A 12595-nucleotide genomic window follows, 5' to 3' on the forward strand; every position below is an offset into this window, starting at 1 on the left:
AAGATGAGTTTCAACATCACGGTCCAACCCAGCGGCCGCGCATTCACTGCCACTTCTGATGAAACCTTGCTGGCCGCCGGCCTGCGCCAAGGCATTGGCCTGCCCTACGGCTGCAAAGATGGTGCATGCGGCTCTTGCAAGTGCAAAAAGATTTCGGGCGAAGTGACCCACGGCAAACACCAAGAAAAAGCCCTCAGCCCTGAAGAAGCGGCCAACGGCTTTGTGCTCACCTGCTGCGCCACTGCGCACAGCGATGTGGTGCTCGAGTCGCGCCAAGTGGTGGAAGAAGGCGCCTTCCCCATTAAGAAAATGCCAGTGCGTGTGGTCTCGCTGGAGAAAGCATCGCACGACGTGATGATCGTCAAGCTGCAACTGCCCGCCACTGACCCGATGAAATTCCATGCAGGTCAGTACGTGGACTTTTTGTTGCGCGACGGTGACCGCCGCAGCTACTCGATGGCCAATGCACCGCACACCTTTGTGGAAGGCTCTCCCGCGATTGAGCTTCACATCCGTCACATGCCCGGTGGCAAATTCACCGACCACGTGTTTGGTGCGATGAAAGAAAAAGAAATCCAACGCATCGAAGGCCCACAAGGCAGCTTCTTCTTGCGTGAAGATTCTGACAAGCCTTTGATATTCTTGGCCTCAGGCACAGGCTTTGCGCCCATCAAAGCTATCTTGGAGCACATGCAACATAAGGACATTACACGCCCCGTGACGCTCTACTGGGGTGGTCGCCGCCCTGCCGACTTGTACATGCACAACTGGGTGCAAGCCCAAGCCGCCGCCATGCCAAACCTCTCCTACGTGCCCGTCGTGTCTGACGCTTTGCCAGAAGACCACTGGACGGGCCGCACAGGCTTTGTGCACGCGGCTGTTTTGCAAGACCACGCAAACCTCAGCGGCCATCAGGTGTATGCCTGCGGTGCACCTATCGTGGTGGACTCGGCCCGCGCAGCCTATACACAAGCAGGTTTGCCGACGGACGAGTTCTATGCCGACTCATTCACCTCAGCGGCTGACAAAGCCTAAACACGAGAAAACCATGACTATGCAAAACCCTCACACATCCCCACGCCGCCAACTGCTTCGTCTCTTGCCTGCCTTGTTGAGTTTGAGTGCAGGGCTTTGCATGTCAAGCGCACATGCGCAAAACTTTCCCAACAAACAAATACGTTGGATCGTGGTGGCCCCCGCAGGTTCGTCGCTTGACGTCATTGCGCGCGCCATGCAAGACAAGCTCAAAGACAACTTGGGTCAAACCGTGGTCATTGAAAACAAACCACAAGCAGGCGGCACCTTGGGCACCAACGAAGTGGCCAAGTCAGCCCCCGATGGCTACACCTGGGTCATGTCGTACAACGGCCCTTTGTCGTTTGCGCCGCATCTGTACCCCAAGCTGCCTTATCAACCGCTGAAAGATTTGCAGCCGGTGATGACCACCACATCACAACCCAACGTGATTGCGGTCAACGCTCAACTGCCGGTGAGCAATATGCGTGAAGCCATTGCGCTGATGAAAACATCGCCTGGCAAATACAACTTTGCGTCAGTTGGCAACGGCAGTTCGTCGCACTTGACGATGGAGTACATCAAGGCCGTGACCAACACCTACGCGGTGCACATTCCCTTTAATGGCAGCCCACCTGCTGTGATGGCCACCATGTCGGGTGAGACACAGTTCATGGCCTCGGTACCCACCGTGATTGCGCCGCAAGTCAAACAAGGTCGTTTGAAATATTTGGCCGTCACCAGCGCACACCGCTATCCCTTGCTGCCAGACGTCCCCACTGTGGCTGAAAGCGGCGTGCCTGAACTCAAAGGCTTCGAAGCTTTGGCATGGAACGGTGTATTGGTAGCCGCAGGCACACCACGCGATGTGGTGGACCGCATCAACAGCGCACTGAACTCAGCCATCCACGATGCCTCCGTGAAAGAACGACTCAAAGCTGCTGGCCTTGAACCCGTAGGCGGCACGCCCGAACAATTCGCGAAATTGATTCACGACGAGTCCATCAAATGGGCACCCATCATCAAACGATCAGGAGCACGCATTGACTAATTTATTTGCTATTTCGAGAGTGACTGCAGCACTCGTGATGTGCTTGTGTAGCTTTCAATCCGCCCATGCACAAACGCCCGTTAAACCTATTCGCTTGATCGTGCCCTATGCAGCAGGTGGACCGATTGATGTCACAGCGCGCGCTTTGGCGGTACGCGTTAAAGACAGCTTAGGTACCGTCATCATCGAAAACCGTCCAGGTGCAGGTGGCAACATCGGTGCCGACACGGTGGCCAAAGCGACGCCAGATGGCACCGTGATTGGCATTGCGGCAACGGCCACGCATGCGGTCAATCCTTGGCTTTACAGCCGAATGCCCTACAACGCGGCAACAGACTTCGCGCCCATCACGCAAATGTTGCGCGTGCCGAATGTGTTGGTGATGAATGCAGACACGGCCAAACGCCTGCACATTGCCACCTTGCAAGATTTCCTGCGCTATGCACGTGCCAACCCAGGCAAACTCAACTACGGTTCGGGTGGCAATGGCAGTGCTGGTCACCTAGCTGGCGAATTATTCAAAACACGAGCCGGTATTTTTGCGGTGCATATTCCTTATAACGGCGGCAACCCAGCACAACTCGCTTTGCTCGCAGGTCATGTCGATTTCAATTTCGACAACCTTGCGACCGCTGCACCCAATATCAAGAGCGGCAAACTCTTGGCGCTGGCTGTCACCACACCCACACGAAGCGCAGCATTGCCAGAAGTACCCGCCATTGCTGAAAATCTGAAAGATTTCTCAGTTGATACGTGGTGGGGTTTGGTCGCACCAGCTGGCACGCCTGCGAGTGTGATTCAGCGTTTGAACCAAGCCTTTGTACAGGCCTTGAACGCGCCAGAAACAAAAACGAGGTTCGCCAGTCTGATGGCCGAACCTGTGCCAAGCACCCCCTCAGCGTTTGGCCAATTCATGGCCTCTGAACTTTCAAAATACGAATCCGTGGTGAAAGCCAGCGGTGCACGCGTAGACTAAACCACATGGATCTCATCACACCCCACCCAGCGCTTGAGGTCAAAGACATCGAGATGGTTCGCCCCATGCACTGGCTCGCGCTGGCATGGAAGGACATGGAACGCTGCCCAACGCCGGGGGTCATGCACGGCCTCATCTTGGCGCTGATTTGTGGGGGCTTGTTTTGGTTTGCGCGCCACGAGTTTTGGTGGATCGCAGCCATGCTGTCTGCCTGCATGATCGTGGCACCGTTACTAGCCATGGGTTTGTACGACATCAGCCGTCGCTTAGAGCGCAACGAAGAAGCCACCATGGCTGACGCCTTTCGCATTTGGACTTGTGGCGACAAGCGCTTGCTGCACTTTGGCTTGTTGTTGGCGCTCTCTAGTGCAGGCTGGTTGGTGTGTTCTGCCGCTTTGATTCACTGGATGCTACCGGCCAGCGTCCACACGCCCACCGACTTCATTCGCTTGGTGGTGCTGCAATCCAACTTTGGCTTGTTTGAGATTTGGGTACTGATGAGCGCCCTGATTGCAGCCCCCATGTTTGCATCTACCTTGGTGACCATCCCTTTGCTGATGGACCACCCCACACTCACCGTGCAACAAGCCGTGCTGACGAGTTGGCGCGTAGTGGCTTTGAACCCATTCGCCATGGCGTGTTGGGCTGGCATTTTGTGTTTGTTTACAGCGCTGGGCATTGGTTCAGCCTTTTTAGGCTTGCTCGGTGTGGTGCCCATGTTGGGACACGCCAGCTGGCACGCTTACCGGGACCTGGTCACTTACGACCCATCGGTCCACTGAGTTTTTATGACAGAAGAACAATTCGCCCAATTCGGGCTAACCTTTGGCGTGGGCGGCTTCATGCTGTACATGCTGTTCATTATTTTTCAGCTCGCACGTGAATCCAAAGCCGGCAAGTTCGGCACCTTTGTGTTGTTCTTGGTGCTGGCCTTTGGCATGCTCGGCTTTGTGGCCAAGCAAGTGTTGATTTGGATGATGGAGGGCTAAGCCCTCCTCTTTTCAAAGCGCAGGCTTATTCGCCCAAATACGCTTCGCGTACTTTGGGGTCGTGCAGCATCTCATGCGCATCACCACTCAAGGTGATCAGGCCCGACTCCATCACATAGCCACGGTCGGCAATTTGCAGGGCGCGGCTGGCGTTTTGTTCGACCAACAAAATCGTCACGCCTTGGGCTGACACCTCTTGAATCACTTCAAAGATCTTGTCCACCATGATGGGTGACAAGCCCATGGAAGGCTCATCGAGCAACAGCACTTTGGGGCGGCTCATCAACGCACGGCCCATGGCCAACATTTGCTGCTCACCACCCGACATCGTGCCCGCCAATTGATCGCGACGTTCTTTCAAACGCGGAAAGGTGGTGAACACACGCTCAATGTCTTCGGCAATGGCAGCGTTGTCATCACGAATGTAAGCACCCATTTGCAGGTTCTCAACAATGGTCATGCGGGTGAACACGCCGCGGCCTTCGGGCACCATGGCCAAGCCTTGCTGCACCAAGTCCCAAGGCCCTTGGCCGTCAATGGTTTTGCCAGCTAACTCAATGTGGCCACTACCCAAAGGCAACAGCCCCGTGATGGCTTTCATGGTGGTGGTTTTGCCTGCGCCGTTAGAGCCGATGAGCGAGACCAACTCGCCCTCGCGCACCTCTAAGCTCACGCCCTTGACGGCTTGAATGCCGCCGTAGCCCACCAACACATTGCTGACCTTCAGCAACACAGCTGCGTTGTCGTGTGTCATCTCAATGCCCCTCATGCTCTGATTGCGTGCCTAGATAGGCTTCAATCACTTGCGGGTTGCGCTGCACCTCAGCAGGTGTGCCTTGGGCAATCACTTTGCCGTAGTCGAGCACCGTCACGCGATCGCACAGGCCCATGACCAACTTCACATCATGTTCAATCAACAGCACGGTGCGGTGGTCACGGCGAATTTTGTCGATCAGTTCGCGCAGCTGCACTTTTTCGGTGGCGTTCATGCCAGCGGCAGGCTCGTCGAGTGCAATGAGTTGCGGGTCGGTCGCCAAAGCACGGGCAATTTCTAAGCGGCGTTGATCGCCATAGCTAAGCGTGCGTGCTTTGTAATCGGCCAAGCTGGCGATACCCACATAGTCCAACAGCTCACGCGCGCGTTGCTCGATCGCCAACTCTTCCGCTTTGAATTTAGCCGTTCTGAAAATCGCGCCGAGCAAACCAGAGCGGGTGCGCACATGGCGGCCCACCATCACGTTTTCTAACGCGGTCATCTCAGTAAACAAACGGATGTTTTGAAACGTGCGTGCAATACCCGCCTGCGCCACCAAGTGGACGTCCGTGGGTTCATACGGTTTGCCTGCCAGCTCAAAGCTGCCGCTGTCGGGTGTGTACAAGCCTGTGATGACGTTGAAGAAGGTGGTCTTGCCAGCGCCGTTGGGGCCGATCAGGCCATAGACCTGACCGCGCTCAATTTGCATGCGCACGTCTGTCAAGGCCTGCAAACCACCGAAGCGTTTGGAGATGCCCGAGACATTCAACACGAGGTCGCTCATCGCGCACCTCCTTGTGGGTTAAGGTTTTTGCCATGTTCAGGCGTGGGCCACAAACCGCGTGGCCGCCACAACATGATGGTGACCATGGCCAAGGCAATCAGCAACTGGCGCAAGATGGCAGCGTCCAAACGGCCATCGGTCATGGCCTGCAAAGGCCCCGCCACATAGCGCAACATTTCGGGCAAAGCAGCCAACAACACCGCACCCAAGATGACGCCTGGCAAATGGCCCAAGCCACCCAGTACCACCATGGCCACAATCATCACCGACTCCATCAGGCTGAAGGACTCGGGCGACACAAAGCCTTGGAAGGCCGCAAACATCGCACCTGAAATACCGCCAAACGTGGCCCCCATGCCAAAGGCCATGAGCTTCAAGTTGCGCGTGTTCAGGCCCATGGCTTTGGCGGCAATTTCGTCTTCACGAATCGCCATCCAAGCGCGACCAATGCGCGAGTATTCAAGGCGGTGACAAATCACCACACTCACCACCACCAGCGTGAGGAACAGGTAGTAATACAGCGTGACCGAAGGCAACTCGATGAAGCCCAAATCCAAGCGCTTCGACAACGGGTAGCCAAACACGCTCACTGCATCAATCTGCCCCAAGCCCTTGGGGCCATTGGTGATGTTGACGGGGTGATCAAGGTTGTTCAAAAACACGCGAATGATTTCGCCAAAGCCCAAGGTGACGATGGCCAAGTAGTCACCACGCAGCTTCAAGGTGGGCGCGCCCAACAGCACGCCAAACAAACCAGCCAAACCTGCTGCCAACGGCAACACCAGCCAAAGGCTCAGATGCAAACCATCTGGAAACATCACCGCGATCCACGGAAACACTTCAGTCAAATGCGGCGAAGCCAACAGGCCAAACAAATACGCGCCCACGGCAAAAAACGCCACATAGCCCAAGTCGAGCAAACCTGCGTAACCCACGACGATGTTCAAGCCAAGCGCCAGCAATACATACAACAGCGACATGTCGGCAATGCGCACCCACGCATTGCCAAAGCTTTGCAGCACCAATGGCAACACCAACAAAACGGCGGCCATGAGCCAACGGTTAGAAAAGATTTTGTGTGTCATGGTGATCAAGCCCTGTCTGCCACGCGCTCACCCAGCAGGCCCGAGGGGCGCAGCGTGAGCGTGATGATCAACACCACAAACGCCAAGATGTCGGTGTAGTGGCTGCCCAGCACACCGCCGGTGAGCTCGCCCAAGTAGCCTGAGCCAATCGATTCAATCAGGCCCAGCAGCAAGCCGCCCAGCACTGCACCGCCTAAGTTACCAATACCGCCAAACACCGCTGCTGTAAACGCTTTGAGGCCAGGTAAGAAACCCATGGCGTGATGCGCAGTGCCGTAGTTCATGGCCCACATCACACCCGCAATCGTGGCCAACACTGCACCGATGATGAAGGTGGCTGAAATCACCACATCGGGCTTCACGCCCATGAGGCTAGCCACGCGTGGGTTCTCAGCTGTGGCGCGCATGGCACGGCCTAGCTTGGTGCGATTGACCAACCATGACAACACGGCCAAGGCCACCACCGTCAGGCCCAAAATCATGAGCTGCGTAGGGGTGATTACGGCCTCGCCAATTTCAAACGGCGTGGTGGGCAAGAGCGCGGGGAAAGGCTTGTAGTTGGGCTTCCACACAATCATGGCCAGCGTTTGCAACAAGATGGACATGCCAATCGCGGTGATCAGTGGGGCCAATTTGGGTGCATTGCGCAGCGGGCGATACGCGATTTTTTCAATCGCGTAGTTCAACGCCGCCGCCGCCGCAGAGGCCACCACCATCGAGATAATCAGCACCACCCAACCCGGTGTGTCGGGCATGAGCGGCTGCAATAACCCAATGACCGACCAACTGCACAAAGCACCAATCATCAACACCTCGCCATGTGCGAAGTTGATGAGGTTGATGATGCCGTAGACCATGGTGTAGCCCAAGGCCACCAGCGCGTACATGCTGCCGAGCACCAAGCCGTTGATGACTTGTTGAAGCAAGACGTCCATTTGTTATTTACCTGCTTGTTTGTTTTTGTCGCGCAAGTGGCGCAATTTGTCAGCGATTTTGATCTCTAAACCGCGCTCCACAGGGCGGTAAAAGCCCGTATTCTCTAAGCCTTCGGGCATGTAATTTTCGCCCGCTGCAAAGCCATCTTCTTCATCGTGGGCATAGCGATAGCCCTTGCCCCAGTCCATGTCTTTCATCATCTTGGTGGGGGCATTGCGCAAGTGCATGGGCACGGGACGCGTGCCGTCTTTCTTGATGAGGGCTTTGGCTTCGTTATAAGCCTTGTAAACCGCATTCGATTTGGGAGCGACGGCTAAATACACCACGCACTCAGCCAGCGCCAGCTCGCCCTCGGGCGAACCCAAGCGCTCGTACACCTCAGCCGCGTCCAGCGCCAAGCGCAAAGCGCGTGGGTCGGCCAAGCCAATGTCTTCGGCCGCCATGCGAATCAAACGGCGCGCCATGTATTTGGGCTCGGCCCCACCATCTAGCATGCGCACCAACCAATACAAAGCCGCATCGGGATCAGAGCCGCGCACCGATTTGTGCAGCGCGCTGATGGTGTCGTAAAACTGTTCGCCGCCTTTGTCGTAGCGGCGCATGCGCTCGCCCAACACGCGCATCAACCATGCATCGTTGATTTCTTCTAGCTTCTCGCGGTTGGCCGCAACGGACAAGGTTTCAAGCGTGTTGAGCAATCGACGTGCATCGCCATCGGCATAGGCAATGAGTCGCTCTAAGGCGGCATCTTCCAAAGCAGGCACTGCGCCAATGGCTTGCGCTTTGGCAATGATTTGCGTGAGGTCTTCCACACTGAGAGACTGCAACACATACACCGCCGCTCGCGAGAGTAAAGCCGAATTCACCTCGAACGACGGGTTCTCGGTGGTCGCGCCAATGAAAGTGAAAAGCCCTGACTCCACATGCGGCAAGAACGCATCTTGCTGGCTCTTATTAAAGCGGTGCACCTCGTCCACAAACATGATGGTGCGTTTAGGGTCGAGCGAATCGCGGGCGGCGATGGCTTGCTCGACCGACTCTCGAATTTCTTTCACACCGCCCAGCACAGCGCTGATGGACAGAAACTGCGCATCAAACGCATCGGCCATCAAACGGGCGATGGTGGTTTTACCCACGCCGGGCGGGCCCCACAAAATGCAGCTGTGCGGTTGGCCCGATTCAAACGCCACGCGCAACGCCATACCCTCACCCAGCAAATGTTGCTGACCAATGACTTCGCCCAGCGTGCGTGGACGCAAGCGTTCGGCGAGGGGAATGTGGGTGGAGGACACGCTTAAAAAGGCTTTGATTTGTACAGGCTCAGAGTGTAGCGAAGGGCTTGCTAAGAAGGCAGCAAACCCGCCGCCTGAAACACCTCACGCCAAGCCTCTAACTTGCGTGCAAACGTCCAACTCGCATGCGCGGGGCTGGTCGATGGCAAACGATGCACAGGCAAGCCCAAAGCGCGGGTGAGCTTGGCGTGTTTGAAGCTTTCACCGCCGTTGTGTGCAATCGCCACGAGTGCCGGGCAACGTATGCGCAGGTTTTGCAGGTCGTTGGGTTGCGCGTTTTGAATGTTGGCGTCTAGACTGCCTTCGCGCTCGCAGGCGGCGTACACATCCCACAAGCCCACACCTTGGCTAAGCAACCACTGCGCACGTTCGGCATAGGGCATGGCTAACACCTCTGCCACATGGGGCGACAACAGCGTGCCCATGATTTTCCAAAACTGATTTTGCGGGTGGCCGTAATACTGCTGCGCGCGCAGCGAGGCCACACCAGGAAAGCTGCCCAACACGACCAAGCGTGTGTTGACATCCAGCAAAGGCGGCAAGCCTTGCAACACGGGCGTGGCCTGTGTCATGTCGACGCTTAAGGACGGATGACGCTCACGCCTTTGGGCACCGCAAATTTGAACTGCGCTGCGCCGAGGTTGGCAGGGTTCACTTCAAAACGCTCAAAGCTGAGCACCGAACGCTGCCCCATGGCATCAAAAATTTCGAGCTTACCGAGACTCACTTGCACACCATCGACACGCAAACCCATGCGCACCGATTGGATGGTGCTCTCGCGGTTTTTGGGCGTGGCTTGCACCCACTGCAAACCATCGGTATCCGTTTGCGCTTCTAAGCTGAATTCTTTTTGCAAGGTGCTCAAATCCACGGCCGTCGCGACCAAAGCAGCAGGCGTGCTGCCTAAGGCGTGCGCTTGTTTGCGCGCGGTCACTTGCTCTAGGTCAGCGTCGTACAACCACAGGGTTTGGCCATCGGCCACGATGACTTGGGGAAACGGTTTGACGTAATCAAAACGAAAACGTGTGGGGCGCACAAATGAAAACTGACCCGTTGATGTTTTGCTGCGCACCGTGGTTTGCCCAGCTTTGGCAGGCGGCGTGACCACTTGCGTGAATTCAGCGCGGCCACTTTTGGTGGACTTCAAAAACGTTTCAAGTGTGTCAAGGCTACTCGCATAGGCAACGCTTGCGCTAAACGCGCAGATAGCCAGGGCTGCACCACCATGACGCATGATGCGTTTTGAAAAAGCTAAATTCATTTTTATTCCACTCATCGTCTGAGCCCGTGAATGAAGCTCATTCATCCCGCTTAGGCACCAAAATTTCGCGTTGACCATTGCTGCTCATGGCGCTTACCATGCCGGCCTTCTCCATGTCTTCCACCAAACGTGCGGCGCGGTTGTAGCCAATCTTCAAGTGGCGTTGCACCAGCGAGATGCTGGCCTTGCGGTTCTTCAACACCACCTCAACCGCTTGGTCATACATCGGGTCTTTTTCGGCCGACACTTCACCAAACAAATCGGGACCTGATGGGTTGCCATCACCATCGACTGTGCCGCCTTCGAGCACACCCTCGATGTAGTCGGGTTCACCTTGACTCTTCAAGTAGTTGACCACGCGGTGCACTTCTTCGTCGCTCACAAACGCGCCGTGCACTCGCACGGGAAAGCCTGTGCCGCTGGCCATGTACAACATGTCACCCATGCCTAACAACGCCTCTGCGCCCATTTGGTCGAGGATCGTGCGGCTGTCAATTTTGGAGCCCACAGAGAACGCGATACGCGTCGGAATGTTGGCTTTGATCAGACCGGTAATCACGTCCACGCTGGGACGTTGTGTAGCCAAAATCAAATGGATACCGGCGGCACGCGCCTTTTGGGCGAGGCGTGCAATCAGCTCTTCAATCTTCTTACCCACCACCATCATCAAGTCGGCCAATTCGTCAATCACCACTACGATGTGTGGCAGACGTTGTAGTGGCTCAGGCTGTTCGGGTGTCAAGCTGAAGGGGTTGTAGATGAACTCTTCACGCGCAGCAGCTTCGTCAATCTTGGCGTTATAACCAGCAAGGTTACGAACGCCCAACTTACTCATGAGCTTGTAGCGTTTCTCCATTTCGCCCACACACCAGTTCAGGCCGTGTGCAGCTTGGCGCATGTCGGTCACCACGGGAGCCAACAAATGCGGGATCCCTTCGTAGACCGACATCTCCAACATCTTGGGGTCGATCATCAGCAAGCGCACATCACGAGCTTCGGCCTTGTAGAGCAAGGACAAAATCATGGCGTTGATACCCACCGATTTGCCCGAGCCCGTGGTACCCGCCACCAAGACGTGAGGCATCTTGGCCAAGTCGGCCACGATGGGGTTACCCACAATGTCTTTACCCAAGCCCATGGTGAGCATGGACTTAGATTCGTTGTACACGTCCGAGCCCAAAATTTCACTCAAGCGAATGGACTGGCGTTTGGCGTTAGGCAATTCCAACGCCATGTAGTTTTTGCCGGGAATGGTTTCCACCACACGGATAGACACCAGCGAGAGTGAACGCGCCAAGTCTTTGGCGAGGTTCAACACTTGCGAACCCTTCACACCTGTGGCGGGCTCAATCTCGTAGCGGGTAATCACAGGACCGGGGGACGCAGCCACTACACGCACTTCCACGCCGAAGTCTTTGAGTTTTTTCTCAATCATTCGGCTGGTCATTTCCAGCGTTTCAGGGGCCACGGTGTCTTGGCGTACCAAGGGGTCATCTAGCAAATCGACTTGTGGCAAGCGTGAGTCTGTGGCTGCATCACTGAACAGGGTTTTTTGACGCTCTTTGGCCACGCGTGCGCTCTTGGGCACTTCGATGATCTCAGGCTCAATGTGCACGGTGATGGGTGGATGCTCTTTGATTTCTACGCGCTCTTCAAAAACCACTTCTTCACGTTCTCGTGCAGCGACCAGACCGTAGGCCACGTCTTCTTCGCGCTCGCGGCGCTCGCGCCATGTTTCGTACCAGCCGTCTAGCAAAGCACCAATGTTTTCAGCGGTTTGTCCCCAAGAGAAGCGAAACACCCACGACGCACCCACGACGCCAAACACAATGAAAATCAAACCCGAACCGTTAAAGCCCAACCAGTTCAAGCTCGATGGCCCCACCAAGTAACCCAACACGCCGCCGCTGCTGTGGCCGGGCAAGCGGTCTTCAAAGCGGTACATGCGCGTCCACTCCAAGCCAGTACTTGAAATCAACAGCAATGCCAAGCCAGCCCAAAACGCAAAACGCGTGTAGCGCCAACCGGTGTGTTCAGGGGCGGGCTCGTCTTCGTCGCGCAAGCGGTTGGCCAAAGCAGACAGCCAAGCCACCAAAGCAGCGGCATAGCACCACCATACCGAATAGCCGAGCAAGAAAAAGCTCAGGTCGCCAAACAAAGCGCCCACACGGCCGCCAAAGTTGTGCACCATGCTGCCTGCACCCGACGTGGTCCAAGCAGGGTCTAGCGGTGAATGGGTGAGCAGCGCCAGCAACCAAAAGGTCATGAGCACGAAGCCAGCCGTCAGCGCAATTTCTTGGGCAAAGCGGCGAAAACCTGTGGGCTTGTGGTCCGCATCGGCACTCGAGGCGCGCGGATCGTTCTTTAATGTATTGAGCGAATAAGTCATGTCTAGAGGCAGAGCTTACCCGAGAGGCAACCTTGACTTCTCAGGGATAAAGCGAGGTTCTTAC

General features: G+C 56.0%; 13 protein-coding genes. 5 read left to right on the plus strand and 8 right to left on the minus strand.

Going from position 1 to position 12595, the window contains the following annotated elements:
* Positions 1–3: 3 nt before the first annotated feature.
* The 5 genes from LINBF2_RS10370 to LINBF2_RS10390 are packed head-to-tail and all read left to right on the plus strand — an operon-like array spanning position 4 to position 4030.
* Complete coding sequence (locus tag LINBF2_RS10370; RefSeq protein ID WP_281888678.1) at positions 4–1035, plus strand: CDP-6-deoxy-delta-3,4-glucoseen reductase; 1032 nt, start codon at positions 4–6, stop codon at positions 1033–1035.
* 13 nt (positions 1036–1048) lie between these two features.
* On the plus strand, positions 1049–2065 hold the full coding sequence (locus LINBF2_RS10375; RefSeq protein WP_281888680.1) for a tripartite tricarboxylate transporter substrate binding protein: 1017 nt from the start codon (positions 1049–1051) through the stop codon (positions 2063–2065).
* A 37-nt stretch (positions 2066–2102) separates the two neighbouring features.
* Positions 2103–3041 (plus strand): tripartite tricarboxylate transporter substrate binding protein, encoded by a 939-nt coding sequence (locus LINBF2_RS10380; protein ID WP_281891324.1) that lies wholly within the window; start codon positions 2103–2105, stop codon positions 3039–3041.
* A gap of 5 nt (positions 3042–3046) precedes the next feature.
* Entirely contained in the window at positions 3047–3823 is a 777-nt protein-coding gene (locus LINBF2_RS10385) for a DUF2189 domain-containing protein (RefSeq protein WP_281888682.1), read from the plus strand.
* Between the two features lie 6 nt (positions 3824–3829).
* On the plus strand, positions 3830–4030 hold the full coding sequence (locus LINBF2_RS10390; protein ID WP_104801216.1) for a DUF2788 domain-containing protein: 201 nt from the start codon (positions 3830–3832) through the stop codon (positions 4028–4030).
* 25 nt (positions 4031–4055) lie between these two features.
* Here LINBF2_RS10390 and LINBF2_RS10395 read toward each other — a convergent pair whose 3' ends face one another.
* The 8 genes from LINBF2_RS10395 to LINBF2_RS10430 form a co-directional block, all read right to left on the minus strand.
* The gene (locus LINBF2_RS10395) at positions 4056–4784 is read right to left on the minus strand and encodes an ABC transporter ATP-binding protein (RefSeq protein ID WP_281888684.1); all 729 of its coding nucleotides are present in this window, start codon (positions 4782–4784) and stop codon (positions 4056–4058) included.
* Between the two features lies 1 nt (position 4785).
* Positions 4786–5568, minus strand: a complete 783-nt coding sequence (locus LINBF2_RS10400) for an ABC transporter ATP-binding protein (RefSeq protein ID WP_281888686.1) — start codon at positions 5566–5568, stop codon at positions 4786–4788.
* Positions 5565–6653 (minus strand): ABC transporter ATP-binding protein, encoded by a 1089-nt coding sequence (locus LINBF2_RS10405; protein ID WP_281888688.1) that lies wholly within the window; start codon positions 6651–6653, stop codon positions 5565–5567. Before LINBF2_RS10405 ends, LINBF2_RS10400 begins: the two co-directional genes overlap by 4 nt.
* 5 nt (positions 6654–6658) lie before the next feature.
* Positions 6659–7588 carry a branched-chain amino acid ABC transporter permease gene (locus LINBF2_RS10410; protein ID WP_281888690.1) on the minus strand — a complete coding sequence of 310 codons (930 nt, stop codon included), beginning with the start codon at positions 7586–7588 and terminating at the stop codon, positions 6659–6661.
* Between the two features lie 3 nt (positions 7589–7591).
* Positions 7592–8881, minus strand: a complete 1290-nt coding sequence (locus tag LINBF2_RS10415) for a replication-associated recombination protein A (RefSeq protein WP_281888692.1) — start codon at positions 8879–8881, stop codon at positions 7592–7594.
* Positions 8882–8931: 50 nt separating this feature from the next.
* Positions 8932–9453, minus strand: coding sequence for a DNA-deoxyinosine glycosylase (locus tag LINBF2_RS10420; protein ID WP_281888694.1), 522 nt, complete (start codon positions 9451–9453; stop codon positions 8932–8934).
* A gap of 8 nt (positions 9454–9461) precedes the next feature.
* A complete protein-coding gene (gene lolA / locus LINBF2_RS10425) occupies positions 9462–10115 on the minus strand; it encodes an outer membrane lipoprotein chaperone LolA (protein ID WP_281891325.1) in 654 nt (217 codons plus the stop codon).
* A gap of 64 nt (positions 10116–10179) precedes the next feature.
* On the minus strand, positions 10180–12531 hold the full coding sequence (locus LINBF2_RS10430) for a DNA translocase FtsK (RefSeq protein ID WP_281888696.1): 2352 nt from the start codon (positions 12529–12531) through the stop codon (positions 10180–10182).
* Positions 12532–12595 lie beyond the last annotated feature (64 nt).

Source organism: Limnohabitans sp. TEGF004 (genome assembly GCF_027924965.1).
GTDB lineage: Bacteria > Pseudomonadota > Gammaproteobacteria > Burkholderiales > Burkholderiaceae_C > Limnohabitans.

Bases quoted from the DNA above. Each gene is read 5' to 3' on its own strand.
- LINBF2_RS10370 (WP_281888678.1), top strand. From the start codon at position 4: ATGAGTTTCAACATCACGGTCCAACCCAGCGGCCGCGCATTCACTGCC.
- LINBF2_RS10375 (WP_281888680.1), top strand. From the start codon at position 1,049: ATGACTATGCAAAACCCTCACACATCCCCACGCCGCCAACTGCTTCGT.
- LINBF2_RS10380 (WP_281891324.1), top strand. From the start codon at position 2,103: ATGTGCTTGTGTAGCTTTCAATCCGCCCATGCACAAACGCCCGTTAAA.
- LINBF2_RS10385 (WP_281888682.1), top strand. From the start codon at position 3,047: ATGGATCTCATCACACCCCACCCAGCGCTTGAGGTCAAAGACATCGAG.
- LINBF2_RS10390 (WP_104801216.1), top strand. From the start codon at position 3,830: ATGACAGAAGAACAATTCGCCCAATTCGGGCTAACCTTTGGCGTGGGC.
- LINBF2_RS10395 (WP_281888684.1), bottom strand. From the start codon at position 4,784: ATGACACACGACAACGCAGCTGTGTTGCTGAAGGTCAGCAATGTGTTG.
- LINBF2_RS10400 (WP_281888686.1), bottom strand. From the start codon at position 5,568: ATGAGCGACCTCGTGTTGAATGTCTCGGGCATCTCCAAACGCTTCGGT.
- LINBF2_RS10405 (WP_281888688.1), bottom strand. From the start codon at position 6,653: ATGACACACAAAATCTTTTCTAACCGTTGGCTCATGGCCGCCGTTTTG.
- LINBF2_RS10410 (WP_281888690.1), bottom strand. From the start codon at position 7,588: ATGGACGTCTTGCTTCAACAAGTCATCAACGGCTTGGTGCTCGGCAGC.
- LINBF2_RS10420 (WP_281888694.1), bottom strand. From the start codon at position 9,453: ATGACACAGGCCACGCCCGTGTTGCAAGGCTTGCCGCCTTTGCTGGAT.
- lolA (WP_281891325.1), bottom strand. From the start codon at position 10,115: ATGCGTCATGGTGGTGCAGCCCTGGCTATCTGCGCGTTTAGCGCAAGC.
- LINBF2_RS10430 (WP_281888696.1), bottom strand. From the start codon at position 12,531: ATGACTTATTCGCTCAATACATTAAAGAACGATCCGCGCGCCTCGAGT.